This window comes from Rhodococcus sp. AG1013, assembly GCF_003350365.1.
Taxonomy (GTDB): domain Bacteria; phylum Actinomycetota; class Actinomycetes; order Mycobacteriales; family Mycobacteriaceae; genus Prescottella.
In genome coordinates this window covers 18,274-39,819 of sequence record NZ_QQAT01000026.1, presented here as the reverse complement: position 1 = coordinate 39,819, position 21,546 = coordinate 18,274, and the positions used below count along the sequence as shown (strand labels likewise).

22 protein-coding genes are annotated in these 21,546 nt (G+C 71.4%); 14 read left to right on the top strand and 8 right to left on the bottom strand.

Annotation, left to right across the window (positions count from 1 at the left end):
* Window positions 1–50: 50 nt before the first annotated feature.
* From DEU38_RS24600 to DEU38_RS24590, 3 genes are all read right to left on the bottom strand, one after another.
* Window positions 51–419 carry a RidA family protein gene (locus DEU38_RS24600; RefSeq protein ID WP_114724007.1) on the bottom strand — a complete coding sequence of 123 codons (369 nt, stop codon included), beginning with the start codon at window positions 417–419 and terminating at the stop codon, window positions 51–53.
* A gap of 102 nt (window positions 420–521) precedes the next feature.
* Window positions 522–1,214 (bottom strand): hypothetical protein, encoded by a 693-nt coding sequence (locus tag DEU38_RS24595; RefSeq protein ID WP_114724006.1) that lies wholly within the window; start codon window positions 1,212–1,214, stop codon window positions 522–524.
* Window positions 1,215–1,219: 5 nt separating this feature from the next.
* Entirely contained in the window at window positions 1,220–1,810 is a 591-nt protein-coding gene (locus DEU38_RS24590; RefSeq protein ID WP_114724005.1) for a hypothetical protein, read from the bottom strand.
* Window positions 1,811–2,167: 357 nt separating this feature from the next.
* Here DEU38_RS24590 and DEU38_RS24585 point away from each other — a divergent pair, with 357 nt between their 5' ends.
* From DEU38_RS24585 to thrS, 7 genes are all read left to right on the top strand, one after another.
* Window positions 2,168–3,457: an SWIM zinc finger family protein gene (locus tag DEU38_RS24585; protein WP_114724004.1), complete on the top strand. Its 1,290-nt coding sequence runs from the start codon at window positions 2,168–2,170 to the stop codon at window positions 3,455–3,457.
* Window positions 3,454–4,869 carry a DUF5691 domain-containing protein gene (locus DEU38_RS24580; RefSeq protein ID WP_258558140.1) on the top strand — a complete coding sequence of 472 codons (1,416 nt, stop codon included), beginning with the start codon at window positions 3,454–3,456 and terminating at the stop codon, window positions 4,867–4,869. The genes DEU38_RS24585 and DEU38_RS24580 overlap by 4 nt, the downstream gene beginning before the upstream one ends.
* A complete protein-coding gene (locus DEU38_RS24575; protein ID WP_114724003.1) occupies window positions 4,866–5,969 on the top strand; it encodes an AAA family ATPase in 1,104 nt (367 codons plus the stop codon). Before DEU38_RS24580 ends, DEU38_RS24575 begins: the two co-directional genes overlap by 4 nt.
* Window positions 5,927–8,200: a DUF5682 family protein gene (locus DEU38_RS24570; RefSeq protein WP_114724002.1), complete on the top strand. Its 2,274-nt coding sequence runs from the start codon at window positions 5,927–5,929 to the stop codon at window positions 8,198–8,200. Before DEU38_RS24575 ends, DEU38_RS24570 begins: the two co-directional genes overlap by 43 nt.
* The gene (locus DEU38_RS24565) at window positions 8,197–9,384 is read left to right on the top strand and encodes a VWA domain-containing protein (protein WP_114724001.1); all 1,188 of its coding nucleotides are present in this window, start codon (window positions 8,197–8,199) and stop codon (window positions 9,382–9,384) included. Before DEU38_RS24570 ends, DEU38_RS24565 begins: the two co-directional genes overlap by 4 nt.
* A gap of 92 nt (window positions 9,385–9,476) precedes the next feature.
* Complete coding sequence (locus DEU38_RS24560; RefSeq protein ID WP_114724000.1) at window positions 9,477–10,244, top strand: SDR family NAD(P)-dependent oxidoreductase; 768 nt, start codon at window positions 9,477–9,479, stop codon at window positions 10,242–10,244.
* A 153-nt stretch (window positions 10,245–10,397) separates the two neighbouring features.
* Window positions 10,398–11,651: a threonine--tRNA ligase gene (thrS, locus tag DEU38_RS24555; protein WP_258558148.1), complete on the top strand. Its 1,254-nt coding sequence runs from the start codon at window positions 10,398–10,400 to the stop codon at window positions 11,649–11,651.
* A 4-nt stretch (window positions 11,652–11,655) separates the two neighbouring features.
* On the opposite strand, the gene DEU38_RS24550 is transcribed toward thrS, so the two are convergent.
* Both DEU38_RS24550 and DEU38_RS24545 read right to left on the bottom strand, forming a co-directional pair.
* A complete protein-coding gene (locus DEU38_RS24550) occupies window positions 11,656–12,165 on the bottom strand; it encodes a pyridoxamine 5'-phosphate oxidase family protein (protein WP_114723998.1) in 510 nt (169 codons plus the stop codon).
* A 159-nt stretch (window positions 12,166–12,324) separates the two neighbouring features.
* On the bottom strand, window positions 12,325–13,884 hold the full coding sequence (locus tag DEU38_RS24545; RefSeq protein ID WP_397484755.1) for a TM0106 family RecB-like putative nuclease: 1,560 nt from the start codon (window positions 13,882–13,884) through the stop codon (window positions 12,325–12,327).
* 214 nt (window positions 13,885–14,098) lie between these two features.
* On the opposite strand from DEU38_RS24545, the gene DEU38_RS24540 reads away from it, so the two are divergent.
* The 5 genes from DEU38_RS24540 to DEU38_RS24520 are packed head-to-tail and all read left to right on the top strand — an operon-like array spanning window position 14,099 to window position 17,487.
* Complete coding sequence (locus tag DEU38_RS24540) at window positions 14,099–14,728, top strand: DUF6474 family protein (RefSeq protein WP_114723997.1); 630 nt, start codon at window positions 14,099–14,101, stop codon at window positions 14,726–14,728.
* A gap of 19 nt (window positions 14,729–14,747) precedes the next feature.
* Window positions 14,748–15,275 (top strand): hypothetical protein, encoded by a 528-nt coding sequence (locus DEU38_RS24535; RefSeq protein ID WP_114723996.1) that lies wholly within the window; start codon window positions 14,748–14,750, stop codon window positions 15,273–15,275.
* Between the two features lie 43 nt (window positions 15,276–15,318).
* A complete protein-coding gene (locus DEU38_RS24530; protein ID WP_114723995.1) occupies window positions 15,319–15,981 on the top strand; it encodes a YcnI family protein in 663 nt (220 codons plus the stop codon).
* Window positions 15,978–16,523: a copper resistance CopC family protein gene (locus DEU38_RS24525; protein ID WP_114723994.1), complete on the top strand. Its 546-nt coding sequence runs from the start codon at window positions 15,978–15,980 to the stop codon at window positions 16,521–16,523. The genes DEU38_RS24530 and DEU38_RS24525 overlap by 4 nt, the downstream gene beginning before the upstream one ends.
* A gap of 19 nt (window positions 16,524–16,542) precedes the next feature.
* Window positions 16,543–17,487, top strand: coding sequence for a CopD family protein (locus DEU38_RS24520; protein ID WP_114723993.1), 945 nt, complete (start codon window positions 16,543–16,545; stop codon window positions 17,485–17,487).
* Between the two features lie 10 nt (window positions 17,488–17,497).
* Here DEU38_RS24520 and DEU38_RS24515 read toward each other — a convergent pair whose 3' ends face one another.
* The 3 genes from DEU38_RS24515 to DEU38_RS24505 all read right to left on the bottom strand — a co-directional run bounded on the left by DEU38_RS24515 (window position 17,498) and on the right by DEU38_RS24505 (window position 19,875).
* On the bottom strand, window positions 17,498–18,268 hold the full coding sequence (locus tag DEU38_RS24515; RefSeq protein ID WP_114723992.1) for a hypothetical protein: 771 nt from the start codon (window positions 18,266–18,268) through the stop codon (window positions 17,498–17,500).
* A 2-nt stretch (window positions 18,269–18,270) separates the two neighbouring features.
* Window positions 18,271–19,293 (bottom strand): DUF916 domain-containing protein, encoded by a 1,023-nt coding sequence (locus DEU38_RS24510; protein ID WP_258558139.1) that lies wholly within the window; start codon window positions 19,291–19,293, stop codon window positions 18,271–18,273.
* A gap of 66 nt (window positions 19,294–19,359) precedes the next feature.
* The gene (locus tag DEU38_RS24505) at window positions 19,360–19,875 is read right to left on the bottom strand and encodes a hypothetical protein (RefSeq protein ID WP_114723991.1); all 516 of its coding nucleotides are present in this window, start codon (window positions 19,873–19,875) and stop codon (window positions 19,360–19,362) included.
* Window positions 19,876–20,138: 263 nt separating this feature from the next.
* Here DEU38_RS24505 and DEU38_RS24500 point away from each other — a divergent pair, with 263 nt between their 5' ends.
* Complete coding sequence (locus DEU38_RS24500) at window positions 20,139–21,002, top strand: SDR family NAD(P)-dependent oxidoreductase (RefSeq protein WP_114723990.1); 864 nt, start codon at window positions 20,139–20,141, stop codon at window positions 21,000–21,002.
* Between the two features lie 112 nt (window positions 21,003–21,114).
* Complete coding sequence (locus DEU38_RS24495) at window positions 21,115–21,528, top strand: SPW repeat protein (protein WP_397484754.1); 414 nt, start codon at window positions 21,115–21,117, stop codon at window positions 21,526–21,528.
* Window positions 21,529–21,546 lie beyond the last annotated feature (18 nt).

Here is a 21,546-nt window from a genome sequence, read left to right as displayed (position 1 = left end):
TCGGCTCGATCGGTCGCCGACGCCGCGTCGCCCGCGCTGGCCGTCCGGTCTCAGGCGCGCGCGTCGACCGCCGCGACGGCGTCGATCTCAACCGTCGCGCCGTAAGGGAGCCCGCTCACCTCGACGAAGGTGCGGGCGGGACGCGGAGCGTCGAAGAGACGCTCGAACTGTCGGTTCGCCTCCTCGCGCAGCGACAGGTCGGTCACGAAGTAGGTGAGCTTGACGACGTCCTTCAGTTCGTCGCCGACCGTCGCCAGTCGCTCGACCATCCGGTCGACCGCAGCGTCGAGCGCTGCCATGCGGCCGGGCACCGGAACCCCCGTCGCATCGACGGACAGTGCGCCGGAGACGAATACGAGCCCCGCGGCCACGAACGCCGGGCTGTACGGGTGGTCGGCGGAAACCTCGGTCATGGACATCGAGTACTCCCTCTGCGGTAGGCAGCAACGAATTCGCCCAGACCATAGCCCGCGGCCGGATCGGCATGTCGACTGCCCAACCAGCTGACCCCACCTGCATCCCTATCGCGCGTTCACCTGGGAGTGGAGGGACTTCAACTCCCGCAGCGCCTCGCCGTTCCCGAGCTTGTCCCGCCAGCCCGGTTCGTCCCCGACAGCTCGGTCCAGGACCTCGAGGAGCAGGGCGCTGTCGATATCGAAGGACAGGGCGCTGACGTTTATGTCCGGGTACTCGACCAGGTTGTCGCGGCCCCAGCGCCGTCGCTTGACGGCCGCGGGGTAGCCGCCGCTCACCGCGATGGTCCTCACCCTCCCCTGACGGGTCGCGGTTGCGGAGTCCGCCGAGGTCCACCGCGTGAACGCGCACGAGGTGTTGCTGCTCACGAACATGCCTTCTCTCGACAGGTGGATTCGGGGACGAAAGCCGCCTCCGGGGAGCAAAGTCACACCGGCGAACCAGATCCCGAACAGGGTGAAGATCCACGCGCCGACCATGACAGGAAGCGGGATATCGGACTCCGGATCGATGTACATGAACGTGAAGGCCGGTCCGGCGAGCAGCACCACGAGTGAGATCGATAGATTCCGGAACCAGAACCAACGAGACGCCGGGATCAGGATCCCGGGCGTGCCGCTGTCAATGATCTCCCCGGTGCTCGGGACCAGCTTCTCGACCCGCACCCGCCCCGACAGCGCCGACGGCCTGGGCCGTCCACACGCCGACAGGAACATCGCCCCAATCGCGAAGAACCACATGCTGATTACTGCGCCGGCAGCCCAGCCGTGACACTGAGAAGTGCCACACCACCGGACACGAAAGCAACTGCCAGCGGTGCCGCGAGCCAGATCGAGATCACGGATCGCGGCCATTCATCAGGCCACCGCACGACTCCGTTCCCGCGCGAGATCACGCCTCCCCCTGCCACGTCCCGCGCCGACCGTCGACGAGTTGATCGGATCCGATCACCCGAAGAGCCATCCACCGTCACGACCACCGACGGCAGCTTCAACGCCTTCCGCGCCGACGCACTCACATAACAGTCGCCCGAGGCCGCCGAATGCAAAATGCCGTTGTAGACGAGATCCCATGTTCGCGGACTTGCTCGAATATCTTCCAATGCCGTCACGGCTTGTCGACCCGACGAATCCCTCAGTTCCAAGGTGGGGCGGTTTCCCCCGGAGACCTTGACCTCGACGAGCTCGTAGGTGTTCGCCCAGGACTTTCCCGCCTGGAACCACACCGCGCCGGCCGCCCGCCACTCCTGCCCGCCGAAACGCCAGTACGCGAAGACACCAAAGGCAACCAGGAACGCCCAAAGCTGCCAATTCGACAGCCAGGCGAAGCCGTCCACGCGGTCGAATAGACGACCCCGAGCGCCACCGCGGCGAAGCTCATCTGCAGACGGAACCTGCGATTCGGTAGCGACCACTCCAGCATCGGGCCCAGATGGTCGGGGACACGAGGATGCGCATCCGGAACGGGTCCGGAGGACAACGCGTTCGTCCCCCTCGACCCTCCCGGCGCCGCGGGCGGACGCGGCTCACCGGTCTCCCGATCCGGAACCGGCGGCAACGCCAGACGACCCTCCCCGTACATATGTCTCCTCCCCAGGACACTCGCCGACCACGGTAACGCCCTGCGTGACGAAGCCCACGGACGGCCTGCGCGCTTGGCATCTTGTCGGGCATCTGCCGTACGTTTTGCTGACGTGACAGAACCCTGGTCTTCCGCGCAGGTCGCGGCCGCCGCACCCGATGCGGCGTCACTGTCGGCTGCCCGCGGGCTGGCGACGAAATGGGCCGACACCGGCCGCACCGACACCGCTCTGTGGGGGTCGTGCGGCGGCAGCGGCAAGAATCCGTACCTCGCGGCGGTCGACCTCACCGGCCCCGCGTACCGCTGCTCGTGCCCCAGCCGCAAGTTCCCGTGCAAGCACGCCGTGAGCCTGCTGCTGCGCTGGTCAGACGGTGCCGTGCCGACCGCCGACGCCCCCGAGTTCGTCACCGACTGGCTCGCGACCCGGGCCGCCCGCGCGGCGGCCACCCCCGAGGCATCCCCAAAGGCGGCACCCGATCCGGCCACCACCGAGCGCCGCACCGAGCGGATCGCCGCCGGTCTCGACGAGCTGGACCGGTGGCTGACCGATCGGATCGTCGCCGGCCTGGGCTCCGTCGCCCACGACGCCGCCGCCTACGACGCGATCGCCGCCCGCATGGTCGACGCGCAGGCCCCCGGCGCCGCCGCCACCCTGCGCGCGCTGCCGACGCTCGTCGCCACCGACCCGGACTGGCCGGCGCCGCTGCTGACCGAGTACGCGCGCCTGCACCTGCTGATCCGCGCGTTTCGGGACCGCGGCCGGCTGCCGGAACCGCTGAATCGCTCGGTGCAGACACACCTCGGGGTGCCCGTGCGCGCCGACGAGGTGCGCGCCGAGCCCGCCGTGCGCGACCGCTGGCAGGTACTGGCGGTCCGCACCGCCGAGGAGGGGCGTCTGGTTACCCGCCGGGCGTGGCTGCGCGGACGCGACTCCGGCCGCTGGGCACTGCTCCTCGACTTCGCCCACGGCAGCGCCCAATTCACTACGGCTGCACCGATTCCGGGAACTCTCATCGACGCCGACCTGCATTACTACCCCGGCGCCGCACCGCTACGTGCGCAACTGGGCACCCAGCACGCCGCCCCGGAACCGTTCACGACCCTGCCCGGCGCCACCGACCCGGTCACCGCCCTCGACAGCTACACCACCGCACTCGCCGCCGACCCGTGGATCCGCGCGTGGCCGATGCTCCTCGCCGACGTCACCCCCACCGTCACCGCAGGAACCTGGCACGTCGTCGACCGTACCGGGCGGGCCCTCCCGGTCGGCGGCGACGACACGGGACGATGGCAGCTGCTCGCCGTCTCCGGCGGCCACCCGGTCACCGTGTGCGGCGACTGGACCGGCACCGCACTGCTGCCCGCATCCGTGTTCGACGCCGGCACGGTGATCGCCGCATGATCCGTCCCTATCCGGAGTCCCTCACGGCGACAGCACTTCTCGGGACCGCGAGATCGACGACGCCGCTGTCCGGCCTGCACACCGCAACCGCGGCGACGGCCCTCGACGGCGAGCCTGCTCCGACGCTTCTCGCGGCGGCGGCGCTGGAGTCGGTGTTCCTCGCCGGGGCAAGCGCACCGACGACAGGAGCGATACCGGCACCCGCCCCCGACGATCCGCGTCCGCTGCTGCCGGCGGCGGCCGCGGCGCGACTGCGTTCCCTGCTCGTCGTCGACTCCCCGCTGCTGCCCGAATGGTTCGATGCCGCTGCAGGTTTCCGATCCCCGCCGGAGATGCTCGTCGAGGTGCTCGGCGCCGCGGTCCGCCCCACCCCGCACCGGGAGCGACTGGTCGCGCTCGCGGGACCGCGCGGACAATGGCTCGCCGCCCGCAACCTCGACTGGGCAGCGCTACGTGACCCGGACCCGTCCGACGACGAGGACTGGCGGCACGGCACCCCCGCCGTGCGGCGGCGATGGTTCGCGGCCCTGCGCCGCAGCGACCCGGCCGCGGCGACCTCGCGACTGTCGGCGGCGTGGCGGTCCGAGAACGCCGACTCACGCGCCGCCCTGGTCTCCGAACTCGCCGTCGGCATCGGCCCTGACGACGAACCCCTGCTCGAGCAGGCCCTCGACGACCGCAGCCGACGCGTGCGGCAGGCCGCGGCGGGGCTGCTGCGTCAGCTGCCGCACTCCGCGTACGGACAGCGGATGGCGCGGCGCCTGCGGGAGTGGATCGAGGTCGCCGACGGGGTGGTCACCGCGGCCCTGCCCGACCGCCTCGACGACGCCGCAGGGCGGGACGGCCTCGACGACCGCACCGCGCGGCGCCCGGACGTCGTGCTGACCCTGGCCGTACAGGCCGCACCGCTGTCGGTGTGGCCCGAGATCGGTGTCACCCCAGAGGATCTGCCGCATCTGACGGTGGCCGAACCGTTCAGGTCGGAGCTCGAGCACGCGTGGTCGGCTGCCGTCGCCGCGCAGCGCGACCCTGCCTGGGCGGTGGCGTTGCTGCGCCGCGAGGGCACCGTCGCCGCGCCGGTGGCCGCGCACGTGCCGCGCGACGTCGTCGTCGCGCACCTGCTCGCCACCCCCGACGGGGTGCTGCCGGACGCGAGCCTGCTCGAGGCGCTGCCTGCCCCGTGGCCGCACGACGTGACCGCCGCGGTGCTCCGGGCGGTGTACGCGTCCCGGGACCAGACGGCCCGGGTGCGGCACCCGGTGGACCTGCTCGGGCACCGCGCGCCGTTCGAGTTCGAGTCGGTCCTGTCCGACGCCGCGACCCGCACCGGGGACCTCGATCGACTGGCCCTGTTCGCGGCCGCCGCCGACATCCTCACCCACCGCCGACACCTTCACGAGGAGCTGACGTGACCGACACCCTGACCACCGAGCCCGCACTGCTGCGCCCCCACGCCGAGCAGCAGTACGCACACGAACTCGCGGCGCTCGCCGCGGCCGACGACCGCCCCCGGCCGCCGTCGTGGCGCCTGTCGCCGCACGCCGTGGTGACGTACCTCCTCGGCGGCGCACTGGCCGACGGCACCGTGATCACCCCGAAGTACATCGGTCCGCGCCGCCTGATGGAGGTGGCGGTCGCGACCCTCGCCACCGACCGCGCCCTGCTCCTGCTCGGCGTGCCCGGCACCGCGAAGACATGGGTGTCCGAACATCTGGCCGCGGCGATCTCCGGCGAGTCGACGCGACTGGTGCAGGGCACCGCCGGCACCGCGGAGGAGGCGGTGCGTTACGGCTGGAACTATGCGCGACTGCTCGCCGAGGGCCCCACGCCCGCCGCGGTGGTGCCGTCGCCGGTGATGACCGCGATGCGCGACGGCGCCATCGCCCGGGTCGAGGAACTGACCCGTATCCCCGCCGACGTGCAGGACGCGCTCATCACCATCCTGTCCGAGAAGACCCTGCCCGTTCCGGAACTCGGGACCGAGGTGCAGGCGGCGAAGGGGTTCAACGTCATCGCCACCGCCAACGACCGCGACCGCGGCGTCAACGACCTGTCGTCGGCGCTGCGTCGCCGCTTCAACACCGTCGTGCTGCCGCTGCCGGCGAGCGCCGACGACGAGGTCGCGATCGTGGTCCGTCGCGTCGAACAGCTCGGCGCCGCACTGGAACTACCGCCGGTACCGGCCGCCGCGGAGGAGATCCGCCGCGTCGTCACCGTGTTCCGGGAACTGCGCGACGGTGTCACCGCCGACGGGCGCACCAAGCTCAAGTCCCCGTCGGGCACGCTGTCCACCGCCGAGGCGATCTCCGTGATGACCAACGGTCTCGCCCTGGCCGCGCACTTCGGTGACGGCACCCTGCGACCGGCGGACGTCGCCGCCGGCATCCTCGGCTCCGTCCTCAAGGACCCGGTGGCCGACCGGGTGGTGTGGACCGAATACCTCGAAGCCGTGGTGCGCCACCGCACCGAATGGGACGACTTCTACCGGGCGTGCCGCGAGGTGACCGGGTGACCACCGCGACCGCCGGCGCGCAGGTGCGGGTGTTCGGCATCCGCCACCACGGTCCCGGATCCGCGCGGGCCGTGCTGCGCGCCCTCGACGCGTTCGAGCCGGACACGGTGCTCATCGAGGGGCCGGCCGACGCCGATGCGCTCGTCCCACTCGCCGCGGACGACGGGCTGCGGCCGCCGGTGGCCCTGCTCGGCTACGCTGCGAACGATCCTGCGCGCGCGGCATTCTGGCCGCTGGCGGTGTTCTCGCCGGAGTGGCAGGCGTTGCACTGGGCGGTGACCCACGACGCCGATGTCCGGTTCTGCGACCTGCCGGCGACGCTCGCGCTCGCCGCGGACCGCGGCGCCGACGAGGCCACCCGGCCGGATCCGCTGACCGCACTCGCGGCGGCGGCCGGTTACGGCGACTTCGAGCAGTGGTGGGACACCGTCGTCGAATCCCGTTGCCCTGCAGTCGAAGATGAAGATCATACCGGCGACGGAGACGACCCGGCCTCGGCCTTCGATGCGATCACCGAGGCGATGGCGGCGCTGCGCGACGGCGTCGAGCTCGACGACCACACCGCGCGCCGTGAAGCGCACATGCGGCAGGTGCTCCGCACGACGATCAAGGCGGGTGCGCTGCGGATCGCGGTGGTGTGCGGGGCGATGCACGCGCCCGCCCTGGCCGGAAGACTCGGCCCGGCCGCGCCGGACGCCCGCCTGCTGCGCGGGCTCCCCAAGGTCAAGGCGTCGCTCACCTGGGTGCCGTGGACACACTCCCGGCTGTCCATCGCGTCCGGCTACGGCGCGGGCATCGTCTCCCCCGGCTGGTACGAGCACCTGTTCACCGCCCCCGACGACACGGTCGCGCGGTGGCTGACCCGGGTCGCGCGGGTTCTGCGCGCCGAGGACCTACCGGTGTCGAGCGCACACGTCATCGAGGCGACCCGGCTCGCGGACACCCTGGCGGCCCTGCGGGACCGGCCGCTGCCGGGACTGGCGGAGGTCACCGAGGCCACGCGCGCGGTGCTGTGCGACGGCGACGAAGTGCTGCTCGACCTGGTGACGCGGCGCCTGGTCGTCGGGGAGTCCCTCGGCGAGGTCCCCGACTCCACCCCGACCGTCCCGCTCGAGGCCGATCTGCAGGCCCGATCGAAGTCGCTGCGGCTCAAGCGTTCCCCGACAGACAAGGATCTGGACCTGGATCTGCGCACCGACATCGACCGGCAGCGGTCGCAGTTGCTGCACCGGCTGCGGTTGATCGAGGTGGAGTGGGCGGCGCCCACCCAGTCCACGGTGCGGTCGACCGGCACGTTCCGGGAATCGTGGAAACTGCGGTGGCGTCCCGAACTCGCGGTGGCGGTGGTGGAGGCGGCGCGCTGGGGCACCACCGTCGCCACCGCCGCCGACGCGGTGGTGCGCGACCGCGCCGCCCGGCCCGACGTCACGCTGGCCGAGGTGACCGGGCTGCTCGAGCAGGCCCTGCTCGCCGACCTGCGCGACACCGTCGCGGACCTGCTCGACGCCGTCGACACCGCGGCGGCCCTCGACCACGACGTCGCACACCTGATGGCGGCGCTGCCGCCGCTGGTGCGCACCCTCCGGTACGGCGACGTACGCGGCACCGACCTCTCCGCGCTCGACCACGTCGTCGACGCGCTGCTGGTGCGCATCTGCGCGGGCCTGCCCGCGGCGGTGACCGGTCTCGACACCGACGCGGCGGACGGGCTGCGCGACGCGCTCGACGCCGTCCACGCCGCGCTCACCCTGCGCGACGATCCCGCGTCGACCGACCGGTGGTTCGACACCCTCACGACGCTGGCCGGACGCGACGACGCCGACGGGCTGCTCACCGGCCGCACCGTGCGACTGCTGCGCGACGTGGGCCGGCTCGACACCCCCGAGACCACCGCCCGGGTCGGTCGGGCGCTGTCGGCCGGTGTCGCGGCCGCCGCGAAGGCCCGGTGGATCGACGGCTTCGCCGGTGGCAGCGGACTGCTGTTCGTCCACGACCGAGACCTGCTCACACTCGTCGACGCCTGGGTGTCCGGGCTGCACGCCGACGAGTTCGTCGACGCGCTGCCGGCGTTGCGCCGCACCTTCGGCGGGTTCGGACCCGCGGAACGCCGCACGCTCGGCGCGGTGCTGCGCGACGGGAAACGGGCCGCCGTCACCGACGGTGCCCTCGACACCGACCGCGGCGGTCGCGCCCTGACGGCCACCGCCCTGATCCTGGGAATCCCGGCATGACCACACCGATCGACGACGAGCGGATGCGCCGCTGGCGGCTGCTGCTCGGCGACGTCGCCGAGGAGTCCACCGGCGGACTGGCATCGGCGTCGGACACCGCGATGGACTCGGCCCTGTCCGCGCTGTACGACGACCGCGGCTCCGCGGACGGAAACCCCCGGCGCAGTGCCGGTCTCGGCGGCTCCGCACCGCGCGTGGCGCGCTGGCTCGGCGACATCCGTACCTACTTCCCCACCTCGGTGGTGCAGGTGATGCAGCGGGACGCGATGGAACGGCTCGGGCTGACCCAGCTGCTCCTCGAACCGGAGCTGCTCGAGGCCGTCGAACCGGACGTCCACCTGGTGGGGACACTGCTGAGCCTGAACCGGGTGATGCCGGAAGCCACCAAGGCCACCGCCCGGATCGTGGTGGAACGGGTGGTGCGCGGCATCGAGGAACGCCTGGCCCGGGCCACCCGCTCCGCCGTGACCGGGGCCCTGAACCGGGCGGCGCGCTCCACCAATCCGAAGCTGCGCGACCTGGATTTCCACCGCACGATCCGCGCGAACCTGCAGCACTATCTGCCGGAGTACCGGACGGTGGTGCCGGAACGGCTGATCGGCTACGGCCGCCGATCCCAGGCGGTGCAGCGCGACGTCGTGCTGGCGATCGACCAGTCGGGGTCGATGGCGTCGAGCGTGGTGTACGCGTCGGTGTTCGGTGCGGTCCTCGCATCCATGCGGGCGCTGCGCACGTCGCTGGTGGTCTTCGACACGGCGGTGGTGGACCTCACCGACAGGCTGTCCGATCCGGTGGACGTGCTGTTCGGTACCCAGTTGGGCGGCGGCACCGACATCAACCGCGCGATCGCGTACAGCCAGTCGCTGATCACCCGCCCGACCGAGTCGTTGTTCGTGCTGATCTCCGACCTGTACGAGGGCGGGATCCGCGCCGAGATGCTCTCGCGGGTGGCCGCGATGCGTGACGCCGGGGTCCAGGTGGTGGTCCTGCTGGCCCTGTCCGACGACGGCGCACCGGCGTTCGACCGGGACAACGCGGCAGCACTTGCCGCACTGGGCGTTCCGGCGTTCGCGTGCACACCGGACCGGTTCCCGGACCTGCTGGCGGTGGCGCTCGAGCGCGGCGACGTCGCCGCGTGGGCGCACCGGCACGACCTCGCGGCGACATCGGGTGGACCGATGTGAGCACAGGTCCAGCGCCGCCCACCACCCCGCGTTAGGGTGCAGATCACCACGGCCGGCCGATGAGGGCCGACCCGGACCGAAGGGGAACAGCAGTGGAAATCCAGGGAACCGCGGCACTGATCACCGGAGCGGCATCCGGTCTCGGGGCCGCCACCGCCAAGCGCTTCGCCGATGCGGGTGCCACCGTCTTCGGCCTGGACCTGGCCCAGTCCATCGAGCGCGCCGGCGACAGCGTGCCGGCCGGCGTCACCCTCATCCCCACCGACGTCACCAGTGAGGCCGAGGTGCAGGCGGCGATCGACCAGATCACCGAGTCGGGCGTGCCGCTGCGCATCGTCGTCAACTGCGCCGGTGTCGGCTGGGCGGGCCGCATCCTGTCGAAGAACGGCCCGCACGACCTGGAACTGTTCCGCACGGTCATCACCGTCAACCTGCTCGGCACGTTCAACGTGATGCGCCTGGCGGCGAACGCGATGCAGCACCTACCGACGGTCGACGACTCGGGCCAGCGCGGCCTGATCGTCAACACCGCGTCGGTGGCGGCGTTCGAGGGCCAGATCGGCCAGATCGCGTACACCGCGTCGAAGGGTGGCGTGCACGCGATGACGATCACCGCCGCACGCGACCTCGCGCAGGTCGGCATCCGCGTCAACACCATCGCCCCCGGCACCATCGACACCCCGATGCTCGCCGGCGTCACCGACGAGTACCGCAAGAACCTCGAGGCGGGCATCCCGTTCCCGTCGCGCCTCGGCAAGCCCGACGAGTATGCGCAGCTCGCGCAGTTCCTCGCCGAGCACGACTACCTCAACGGCGAGACCATCCGCATGGACGGCGCGCTGCGCATGGCGCCGCGGTAACAATGCGAAAAAGTTGATGCGCGTGCCTGATTCGGCTGCTACCGTGGCCGACATGCAGCGCGCCATTGCGACGACGACGCCGGAGAGTGTCCCGGCGCGCTGACTGCTGACTGAGTCCGAAGCCCCGGGGCGAGTGCCCCGGGGCTTCGTCGTCTGGTCACTCGCTCCCCATCCGCGAGGAGACCGAAGATGATCGACCACCGCAAACTCGGCCGCGAACTGGACCTGTTCGACACCGACCCACTGATGGGCGCGGGCCTGCCCTACTGGCTGCCCGACGGCGCGGCCGTGCGCCACACCCTCGAGGAGTACGTCCGCGACATCGAGCGGCGGGCCGGCTACCGGCACGTCTACTCGCCGGTCCTGGGCAAACGTGAGTTGTACGAGATCTCCGGCCACTGGTCGCACTACCGCGACGACATGTTCCCGCCGATGCAACTCGGCGCCGAGCAGGTACTGCTACGCCCGAGCCTGTGCCCGCACCACGCCCTGATCTACCGCTCCCGATCGCACAGCCACCGCGAATTACCCTTACGCATAGCCGAATTAGGTGGAATGTACCGCTCCGAGCTGTCCGGCGTGCTGGGCGGCCTCACCCGCGTCCGATCAATCCAGCTCAACGACGCCCACATCTTCTGCACCCCGGACCAGGTCGCCGACGAGGCGCGCGCCGCCCTCGACCTGATCCGCCGTGCCTACGACGCGCTCGGCATCCGGCCATCCCGGTACCGGCTGTCGCTGCCCGGACCGGGCGGCAAGTACGTCGCGGCACCCGAACTGTGGCGGCGGTCGGTGGCGATACTCACCGAGGTCCTCGACGCCTCCGGCGTCCCGTACGACGCCGTCGTTGGCGAGGCCGCGTTCTACGGCCCGAAGATCGACGTGCAGATCTCCGACGCCGCGGGCCGCGAATCGACCCTGTCCACCGTCCAGGTCGACTTCCACCAACCGGAGCAGTTCGGCCTGCACTACATCGGCTCCGACGGCGCCAGGCATCGGCCGGTGATGATCCACCGCAGCATCATCGGCAGCCTCGAACGAGTCGTCGCGCACCTGATCGAGGCGCACGACGGCACCTTTCCGGCCTGGCTCGCGCCGACCCAGGTGGTGGTCCTGCCGGTCACCGACGACGAGACGGACGACGCCGAGCGTCTGGTGCAGCGCTGCCTCGATTCGGGCCTGCGTGCGCACGCGGTGAGCCGGGCCGACGGCACCCTCGGCGCCCGGATCCGGAACTCTCGGCGAGTGCCGTACCAGGCGGTGATCGGCCCCAAGGAGGCCGCCGACGGCCATGTCGCCCTGCGCCTTCGGGACGGCCGCCGGATCGACCCGCAACCGGTCGACGACGCCCTACGGCGCATCGTCGGGTCGATCGACACCCGCAGCGCCGAGCTGTGGGAGAACTGAGCCGTCAGAACCGCCAACGCGTCTGCGCGTACTCACCTTTCGCGAAGGCGAACACTGCGGCCGGTTCGACGCGGAACACCGTCGCCGGCCCGCCGACGGTGTTGACGAAGTTGCCGTCCGCGACGTCGAAGCTCCAGTCCGGCCCGTACTTCGCGCGGTAGGCGTCGGCGATCCGGGTCAACGACTCCGGATCCGAGACCTGCACCGCCCGGCCCTCGACCACGACGTCCAACCCGGATCCGAGGGCGTTCGTCCCGGTCGTCAGCACGCAGGCGTCGGCCGCCGAGAGGTTGCGTGCCTTCTGCTCGTCCGGGCCGGTGCAGAAGTGCATGCGGTCGTCGACGCGGACCGCGATCAGCGGTGTCACGTGCGGTCGCCCGTCGGGCCGGACGGTGGACAGCCAGAACACCTCGGCGGCGTCGAGCGCCGCCGTCACCTGCTCCCACGTGGAGGGCGGCGCGCTCTCGGCGCTGTACCGTCGGTCGAGTTCGGCGGCGGGCAACTGCGCGGTCATGGGGTGTCTCCCGTCTCGTGGGGTGCTGTCACAGGTACAGACCCGCAACGTCCCCAGAACTCATCGCCCCCGCGCTAAGTGCGCAAAACGCGGAATCGAGGGCCGCGAAAGAGCGATAAGTGCGCAAAACGCGGGGAACCGGGGCTCGAGATACCCGCGCTACAGCTCCGACTCGTGTGGGATCTCGTCCATCGCCCGGTCGGACATCCATTCCCGCAGCACCTTGGTGGCGATGACGTCGTCCTCGTTGTACTCGAGGAGTCGCTGCCGCTGGGTGAGGTCGGGGTCGCCGTCGTAGCCGACGGCCTCGCGGTACCAGCTCATCGACGCCTCGCCGCTGGCCTCGGCGTCGCGCCAGTGGAATCCGGCGACGGGGGCGATCTTCTTGAGCCCCTTGCCGTTCGGGCACACGAAGTTGTCGCCGACGGCCTGGTAGATGTCCACCCACTGCGGGCTGTCGATGAACTCGCGGATCTCGGCGACGGTGGGGATGCCCGGGGCGCCGGCGAAGCGGCGCGCCGAGTCGAGCAGCCACTTGTCCTCGGCGGAGCGGGAATAGCAGTAGGCGGCAAAGGTTTTCCCGACGGCGGCGGCGCCGGCGCGTTCGGCCATGAGCCAGGTCCAGAATTCGGCGAAGGACCGGGCCTCGTCGGCGGTCGGCACCGGGTCCCAGCTCACGAACGGCCGGTACACCGACGTGCCGGCGACGTTGAGCAGCGTGCCCCACAGGTAGGCGCCGTGCTCCTGGTAACTCTCCATGTCGACGTCCACCTCGACGTCGGCGCGGGTCACGGTCACCGTCTCGTGCCGGCGCACCAGCGCGGCACCGGACAGCCACGCCTTCGCGGTGACGACGGTGTCGTGGAACGAATTGTGCGGCCACTCTTCCGGGGGATCGCCCTCCCACGCGGCGAGCTGCTCGATGGTGGTCACGCCGTGCTCGCGGAGCACGTCGGCGCGGGAGCCTGTCGCGACCAGCGACACGTCGCGGGTCTCCTCGAGCTTCGCGCGGCATCCGGACCACCACGGGCACGACCGGCACTCGCCGATCTGCGACGGCACCGTCACGATCTCGCCGCGCGCGACGGCGATCCGGTCCGCGAAGCGCTCGTCGTAGTCGCTCAGCACGGTGGACAGATCGTGCACCAGCACGCAGTCGGCGCCGTAGCCGATGGCGCCGCCCAGCAGGGCGGGGCTGGCGAGGTCGTGCCGCTCGAGCATCCGGTACACCTGCGCCAGCCGCATCTGGTCGCGCAGCTGCGCGCGCACCTTGCGCTTCTCGTCAACGGCGGGGGCCCACTCGAACAGCCCCGACGTGGTGGCGCCCCGACCCGGATCGGTGACCTTGTGGTTGACGACGATCACCGGGATATAGCCGCCGCGGTCGACGTCGCGCAGCAGGATCTCGATGCGGCCGCGTCGTCCGGTATCGCGCTCGGCGGGCAGCATCGCGCCCCAGATCTTGTCGGCTCCGGCTCGGCAGGCCTCGAGGGTGTCGCGGGCCCGCTGCCCGGCCGGGCCGTCGGGTGCGATCCGCACCCACGCGTCGGGGTCGGCGTCCATCAGCCGGACCCGGACCGCCTCGCGCTGCGCGGCCGCCGCCTCCTGCCGCTGCTTGACCCCGGTGTTCTCGGGCGCGGCCACCAGCAGATCCGGGTTGGCGGCATCCAGGTGCACCCGATGGCGGCACCGCGTCAGTGCGCCCGGCTCCAGAAGCACGGGGGGCACAGGGACCAGGGAGGCGCCGAGTCTCGCCGACGCCGCCGTATCAGCGGTGTCGGCGCCGTCCTGCGGGCCGATCGGGGAACACACGATGTGGAAGATTATGTGCTCACCTAGGGTAAAGCCGAAAGCGGCAGAGCATAAACAAGCACGGATAAGCTGTGACGCAGTCCGCCGCCGCGCCGAAACACCAGATGGAGGGGCCTTTCCAGTGGGGTTGTTCAAGAAACGTAAGCGGCGCGCCACGCGCAAGGCCGAGGCGAAGGCGCTCAAGCACAAGGCGAAGCTCGAGGCAAAGCTCGGTGCGAAGAACGACCGCAAGAAGCACCGGTCGGATTCGAAGGCCCAGAAGAAGGTCGACAAGGCCCAGATCTCGGCGCTCAAGGCCCAGGAGAAGGCCGCCGTCAAGGCCGCCGAGAAGGGTCTGACGGTCGCTCAGCTGCGCCGATACCTGGGTGTGGCCCGCCTGCTCGCGCCGGTCGTAGTGCCTCTCGCGTACCGCGGCGCGACCGCCCTGCGCGGCCAGCTCGACACCCAGCGCGCGCAGCGCATGGGCATCGCCGTCGACCAGCTCGGCGAGTACACCGGCCACGGCGCCAAGCTCAGTGCCCGCATCGCCGGCGCCGAGAAGTCCGTCGACGAGATCGTCACCCGCCACCCCGGTGACGCGGAGACGCAGCAGTTCGCGACTGCGATCCGCGCCCGCCTCACCGACCTCGGCACCGCGGTCCACGCCGCCGAGCAGATGCCGCCGGCCCGCCGCAAGCAGGCCCACCACGCCATCTCTGCCGAACTCGACGGCGTCGAGGCCGACATCCTGGCCCGCCTCGGCGTCCGCTAGCCGTCACCGCCCGATCGCCGTGTCCGTCACGCGTCCCGCCCCGACCGCCGCGCTCCGCGGCGGCGCGGTGGGCGCGGCGGCGGCCGCCCTGGCCATCGCCGCGCACGGCATCGCCGGCGGCGGTTTCCCCGACTCGGCGGCCCTGACCCTGTTGTTCGCGTCGTGTGCCGGCGTCGGCGTGATCGTCGGCGGTCTGCCCGTCCTGGGCCGGAGCCGCACGGCGCTGTTCGCGGCGCTCGCGGCCGGGCAGGGTGCCGGGCACCTCACGCTCACGCTCGCGTCGGACGCCCACGCGCACGCCGGCGTGCCCGCCGCCGCGATGCTGGCCGCGCACGCCGCAGCCACCGTCGTGTGCGCGAGCCTGGTCCACGGTGCCGAACGCCTGTACGGGCCGATCACCCGTGTCCTGCGCACGGTCCTGGCGCCGCTGTTTCGCGACGTCGATCCGACGTCGGCACCCGCGCCGCGGCCGCTCGACCGCCGCGCACCCCGTCTGACTGTGCTTGCCGCCGGGCTGACCCGGCGCGGACCGCCGGTGCACGCGTAAGCCGCGTCCATCGCACCCTCCGCACAGAAACGACACCCGAGCAATGAAGAGAATCCTCTCCCGCGCCCTCCTCACGGTGGGCGCCGCCGGCGGCGCGCTGCTGCTGGCCACCGGCGTGGCCTCCGCCCACGTCTCGGTCGCCGCACCCGGCGCCGAGCAGGGCGGCTACTCCGTCCTCACCTTCCGCGTCCCCACCGAGTCCGAGACCGCGGGCACCACCGCGGTCACGGTGCAGCTGCCGAACCTCAAGTCGGCCCGCACCGAACCGATGCCCGGCTGGACCTCGACGGTCCAGAAGGATCCGGCGTCGGCCACCGCGACGTCGGTGACCTGGACGGCCGATCCCGGCGTGAGCGTCGGGCCCGGACAGTTCCAGCAGTTCGTGCTCTCGGCCGGACCGCTGCCCGAGCAGGGCTCCGTGGAGTTCCCCACCACCCAGACCTACAGCGACGGCACCGTCGTGCAGTGGGATCAGAAGCCCGGCGCCGACGGCAGCGAGCCGGACAAGCCGGCCCCGACGCTGACGCTCGCCGCGGGCAGCGGCGGCGGCAAGGCACACGCCGCGGCCGACACGGCCGTCACGGTCGACGCGACCACGAACAACGCCGACACCACCGCCCGCTGGCTGGGCGGCATCGGCCTGGTGCTGGGCGCGCTGGGCACTGCCCTGGGCATCGGCGCGACCATCCGGAACCGCCGCTCATGAGCGCGCACAAGGTCCACCGCGTCCGCATCATCGCCGTCGGATTCGTCGCGATGCTCGCGACCATGCTGGGCGCCGGCACCGCGTCCGCGCACTCGGCCGTCCTCTCCAGCAATCCCGAGAACGCGGCGCAGATCGCGACGGCCCCGGAGCGGGTCACCGTCACGTTCAACGAGGCGCTGCAGCAGAAGTTCGCGTCGCTCACCGTCGTCGGCCCGGACGGCAACCTGTGGTCCAAGGGCGACCCGACGGTCCAGGGCGACAGCGTCAGCGTCCCGCTCGACGGCCTCGGACCGGTCGGCGAGTACACGATGGCGTTCCGGGTGACCTCCGCCGACGGCCACCCCGTCAGCGGTACCCGGGTGTTCACCCTCACGCAGGAGGGCACCGGCACGCCTGGCCCGAAGGTCAACGGACAGAACGAGACCGGCAGCACCGACGACTCCGGACCGAACCTGCTGGTCTGGGGACTCGTCGGCGTCGGCGTCGTCGTCTTCGGCGGCGGCCTGTGGTTCGCGCTGCGCAAGCCGCGCGGCGAGAACTGACCGGCCGGACAGCGCGCGGATGAGGACGGTGAACATCGGCCGCCCCTGGCTGCTGTTCGCCGTCCTCACCGCGCTGGCCGGGGTGGCGATCGGGTGGCTGCTCGCCACTCCCGACGGGCCCTCCCCCACCAGCGTGGTGCGGGTGCTCGCCGTCGGCCTGGGCGCGACGGCGTTCGGTCTCGCCGCGTGGCAGTGGCTGCAGCGCGACGAGCGTCGGCCCGCACTGGACCCCGGCCTGCTGTGGCAGACCACCGCCGCGGTGGCCGGTGCATGGACCGCGGCCGAGACCGTGCTGCTGGTGCTCGAGGCGGCCGAGGCAGAGGGGCGGTCCCGGTTCGCGGTCGCCCCGGAGACCGTCATCGACTTCGTGCGGATCGTGAACACCGGTCGTCTCGGCGCCGCGACGGTGGTGTGCGCGGCGCTGGTGGCCCTGATCTCGGCGATCGCGTACCGCCGCAGCCTGCCGTGGCCGGCCGCCCCCGTCCTGGCACTGGCGGGCCTGGCCCTCATCGCGCGCCCGATCAGCGGGCACATGTCGCAGCAGACGCTCGGATCCCTGCTCGACGCCGGACACGTCCTCGCGGCCGCCACGTGGTTCGGCATGCTGGCGGCGCTCGCGCTGACCGCCGGCTCCCGCGGTGCGTGGTCGACGCTGCTGCCGCGCTATTCGACCGTCGCGTGGCGGTGCGTGTGGGTGCTCGCGGCCACCGGCGTCGTCAACGCCGCGGTCCGCCTCGGTGGCGTGGCACCCCTGGTGACCACCGGATACGGCCGGGTGGTGCTCGCCAAGGTGGCCGCGCTCGCGGCACTGGTCGCGGCCGGTTGGTGGCTGCGCCGCACGTGGGTGGTCCCGGCCGCCGCGCACCGGATGGGGGCCGACGCGTCCCTGCGCCGCGCGGTCGGTGAATCCGCCGCGATGGCAATCGCATTCGGACTCGCGGCCGCGCTGGCGACCACCGCCTGATCCGAAACGGTCAGGCGACCGAGACTGTGATCGTTCCGGTGTAGGTCCCGACCGCCGCACCGTCGGGGTAGTCGACCCGCAGCGCCGGAGTCCAGGTGACCGTCTCCGACGGCCAGATGCTGCCCGTACGCGCGACGACGGTCTTCGGGGCTTCGAGCGTCTGCGTCGGCGCCGATGTCGAGCCGCCGACATTGCCGGCGAGGGCGGTCGCAGAATAGGTGACCGCGCTCTTGGGGATCGTGCCGTTGGGTCCGACGAAGTCGGTCGACGACGCGGTGGCGGTCCAATCGACCGGCGAGCCGACCACACCACCGGTCGCGGTCACGGAGATGAGTGTCAGGGTTCCGCTCGCCCTCTCCGCCCCGGGGACGATGGTGCCCCACTTCCCGGCGACGGTGATCGACAGCCCAGCTCGGCCCGCAGTGGCAGTAAGTGCGCCGCTCCGGGTCTGCCCGGTGGTAGTCGTCGGAGCCGCACTCGACGTGGTCGGCGCCGCGGTCGTCGAAGCCGTCGTGGTCGGTGCGCTCGTGGTCGTGGACGGCGTGGTCGTGGCTTCCTCGGAATCTTCCCGGGAGACGTACCGACGAGGGGTCGTCGTCGGCGCCGCGGTCGTAGTCGTCGGCGCCGTCGTCGTCGTCGTCGATTCTGCCGTCGATTCCGTCGTCGCCTCGTCCGACACGTCCGAAGGTGCGGCCGTCGCGGTCGGCGCACAGGCGAGAACCAACACGCCGGCGGCAGCGAGGGACAGCCGAAGCGCGCGGGGCATCCTGCTGTGCCACATGTCTACTGATCCGTTCCCGAGGGACGACGCTTCCGCACCACCAGGTAGGCACCGACTCCGGCGACAGCGAGCACCGCCACCACGATCCCGCCGATCAGCGGCCACGACGTCGAATCGGACGCGCCGACGGAGTCGCCGTCACCCTTGTCGGGGAACATCAGGGTCGCCGACATGTCGTGCTCGAGGATTCCGCTCTCGAGCTTGACGTCGGCGTTCCACGGACCGGCGGGCAGGGCGGTGCTGTCGGGCACGGAGATGACGACCTCGCCGTCCTCGCCGGGTGCGATGGTCGCGACCGCACTGTCGATGGGGCCGGCGGACAGCCCACCGGGTCCACCCGAAAGGTTGAGTGCGCCGGACAGATCGACCGCGCGGCCGCCGGTGTTGGTGACGGTCGCGACGACGGACGCGAGGCCGTCCGGCCCGCGCCGCGGGGTGAGGCTGGAGATGGTGAAGTCGGCGGGCGGCCCGTTGCCCGGCCCCACCGACAGGTAGACGCGAACCCCTACCCGCGATTCGTTGGTGATGCCGTTGGAGGCAGGGGCCTTGTGCGACGCCCAGATCACCGCGTACTGCTCGATCTCCGGCGCATCCTTCGGCACCGCGATCGTCACCGCCACCTCGGCCTGCTCACCGTCGGCGAGTTCCACGGTCGGGCGATCGACGGTGATCCACGACGTGAGGGCGTTCTTCTCGCCGGGCTCCGCCAGCGCGAACGCGCCGTCGGCGACGCGGGCGGCGCCGGGGTAGACGTCGATCTTCGCGGGCGCGCCGGTGTCGTTGGACACCAACACATGTCGGGTGATGGTGGTCCCGGGCGGAAGGTTGTCGACGATGTATCGCAGCGCCCGAGGATCGTCCTTGAGTGCGACCGGCGCGTCGAGCAGACGGATGCCGATGGACCCGGCGGGGGTTTCGCCCGCGGGCTGATCCGGGGCGGCGAGCGCGGATGCGGGGACGCCGACCGCGACGAGGACGACGGCGAGGAACGCGAGGAGGTTACGCAGCGCGGGGAGAGAACGCATGGATCACTTTCTGGCCGAACGGCCGGGGACGCATGCAGCGTCCCCGGCCGATGGGTGCCGGTCGTTCTAGGCGACCGAGACGGTGATGGTGCCGGAGTATTCTCCGATGGCGGCACCGTCGGGGTAGTTGACGGTGAGCGCCGGGGTCCAGGTGATGACCTCGAGCGGCCAGGTGAGGCCGGTGCGATTGACGACCGTCTTCGCCGCGTCCAGCGCCTGGTCACCGGTCGACTCGAGGGTGCCCGGGCCGACCTTGCCGGCGAGGGCCGTGGCCTTGTAGACGACCGCGCTCTTGGGAATGGTCCCGAAGTCCGTCGACGTGGCACTGGCGACCCACCCGCGCGGCGCGCCGTTGCGGTTGTCGCTCACCGTGACGGTGGGCAGGGTGCCGGTCGCCTTGCCGGCGCCGGGGACGATGGTGCCGACCGGCCCGCCCGTGATGAGCGACAGGTTCCCGCCTGCGCCGGCGATGGCGAATGTGACGGTGGTGTCGGCCGAGTCAGCGGCATTGGCGGCGGTGGCCGGGACCAGAAGTCCGGCGGCAGCGGCTAAACCAGCGGCGAGAAGCGTTACTTTGCGCATGATTCCTCTTCGGGGGGCGTTCGGGTCGAACAGACAGCTGCCCGTACCGAATAGAACCAAACGGCCCGATTCGGGGGTCGATTATTGATACTCGACAGTTGGTCAAGTGTCCAGTAGGGAGCGTGAAATATATTTGCAGAGCGTTTGTTAGTCGGGCCGGGCCCGGCGGGCGTGCCCGCAGGGCCGAGGTGATGCCGTTGTCGGGCACCGACTCTGATTACTTTCCCACTTGCAGCCCTCCGGCGGCACTAGGATCCGTCACCATGACTTCGACGGGGTGGTGGTTCCAGGCCAAGCATGGGCTCGACACGCGGGGACCGTTCCCGCGGCGGCGGCGGCGCCGCACGCTCGGTGACGCGGTGGCCGGGCGTCGCGTCCTCATCACCGGGGCGTCGTCCGGCATCGGTCGCTCCGCCGCGATCGACCTCGCCGACGCCGGCGCAGTCGTGCTGCTGGTGGCCCGCCGCGAACCTGAGCTGCAGGAGCTCGTCGACGCCGTGACCGGTCGCGGCGGCAAGGCGTTCGCCTATCCGTGCGACCTGAACGACGCGGAGGCGTCCGACGCCACGATCGGCCAGATCCTCGACGAGCACGGTGGCGTCGACATCCTCGTCAACAACGCCGGACGCTCCATCCGGCGGGACCTCGCCCAGTCGTACGACCGGGCCCACGACTTCGAACGCACCATGCAGCTCAACTACTTCGCGGCGGTGCGGCTGATGCTGGCGGTGCTACCGGGAATGCGGGAACGACACTTCGGCCAGGTGATCAACGTGCTGTCGGCGGCGAACCTGTTCGGTGGCCCCGGGTACTCCGCGTACGTCGCGTCCAAGGCGGCACTCGACGAGGTCTCCACGTCGTTCCAGGCCGAAACCCTGGACGAGAACATCACTTTCACGTCGGTATACATGCCACTGGTGCGGACGGCGATGATCGCGCCCAACGCGCAGTACCTCGAGGCCGCTGCGCTCACGCCCGAGCAGGCCGGCCGGGTCCTCTGCGACGCGATCGTCGACCGTCCGCGCCGCATCGGCCCCACGTTCGGACGGCTGCAGCAGCTGGTGGACGTGATCAATCCGGAACGGGCCGACACCGCACGGCACCGCCGGTTCAAGTCGGGTATCTGAGCCCTCTTCGGCCCCACTCGACACCCCGGAAGCGGACTAGTCTCGACATTAGGACACAAGGTCGAGGAGATGATTCGCCATGTCGACAACACCAACATCGCCGTCCACGTCAATGGAAACCCACCCTGACATCGCCGAGCTACGCGCCCGCTACGACGAATTCGGTGAGAGCCCGGTTCCGCAGGTCGCCGAGGGGCTGATGGTTCTCGCCGGTCTGTACGCGGCCGCGTCACCGTGGATCGTCGGTTTCAGCGGGCAGACGTCGCTGATGATGTGCAACCTGTTCGCCGGTCTCGCGGTCGCGCTGCTGGCCGTCGGTCACGCCACGACGTTCGGCCGCACCCACGGCCTCGCGTTCGTCGCCCCGCTGCTCGGGATCTGGCTGATCGTCTCGCCGTGGCTGGTCTCCGGCTTGAGCAGGAGCACGGGGATGATCTGGTCGAACGTCGTGGTCGGCGCCGTGGTCCTCGCTCTCGGAGCCGGGATCATGGGCATGGGCATGACCCGAGGACGGATGCGCCGATAGCGGTACCCGATCGAGCAG

Bases quoted from the DNA above. Each gene is read 5' to 3' on its own strand.
- DEU38_RS24600 (WP_114724007.1), bottom strand. From the start codon at position 419: ATGTCCATGACCGAGGTTTCCGCCGACCACCCGTACAGCCCGGCGTTC.
- DEU38_RS24595 (WP_114724006.1), bottom strand. From the start codon at position 1,214: ATGTGGTTCTTCGCGATTGGGGCGATGTTCCTGTCGGCGTGTGGACGG.
- DEU38_RS24580 (WP_258558140.1), top strand. From the start codon at position 3,454: ATGATCCGTCCCTATCCGGAGTCCCTCACGGCGACAGCACTTCTCGGG.
- DEU38_RS24570 (WP_114724002.1), top strand. From the start codon at position 5,927: ATGGGACGACTTCTACCGGGCGTGCCGCGAGGTGACCGGGTGACCACC.
- DEU38_RS24565 (WP_114724001.1), top strand. From the start codon at position 8,197: ATGACCACACCGATCGACGACGAGCGGATGCGCCGCTGGCGGCTGCTG.
- DEU38_RS24550 (WP_114723998.1), bottom strand. From the start codon at position 12,165: ATGACCGCGCAGTTGCCCGCCGCCGAACTCGACCGACGGTACAGCGCC.
- DEU38_RS24530 (WP_114723995.1), top strand. From the start codon at position 15,319: ATGAAGAGAATCCTCTCCCGCGCCCTCCTCACGGTGGGCGCCGCCGGC.
- DEU38_RS24525 (WP_114723994.1), top strand. From the start codon at position 15,978: ATGAGCGCGCACAAGGTCCACCGCGTCCGCATCATCGCCGTCGGATTC.
- DEU38_RS24520 (WP_114723993.1), top strand. From the start codon at position 16,543: ATGAGGACGGTGAACATCGGCCGCCCCTGGCTGCTGTTCGCCGTCCTC.
- DEU38_RS24515 (WP_114723992.1), bottom strand. From the start codon at position 18,268: ATGTGGCACAGCAGGATGCCCCGCGCGCTTCGGCTGTCCCTCGCTGCC.
- DEU38_RS24510 (WP_258558139.1), bottom strand. From the start codon at position 19,293: ATGCGTTCTCTCCCCGCGCTGCGTAACCTCCTCGCGTTCCTCGCCGTC.
- DEU38_RS24505 (WP_114723991.1), bottom strand. From the start codon at position 19,875: ATGCGCAAAGTAACGCTTCTCGCCGCTGGTTTAGCCGCTGCCGCCGGA.
- DEU38_RS24500 (WP_114723990.1), top strand. From the start codon at position 20,139: ATGACTTCGACGGGGTGGTGGTTCCAGGCCAAGCATGGGCTCGACACG.
- DEU38_RS24495 (WP_397484754.1), top strand. From the start codon at position 21,115: ATGGAAACCCACCCTGACATCGCCGAGCTACGCGCCCGCTACGACGAA.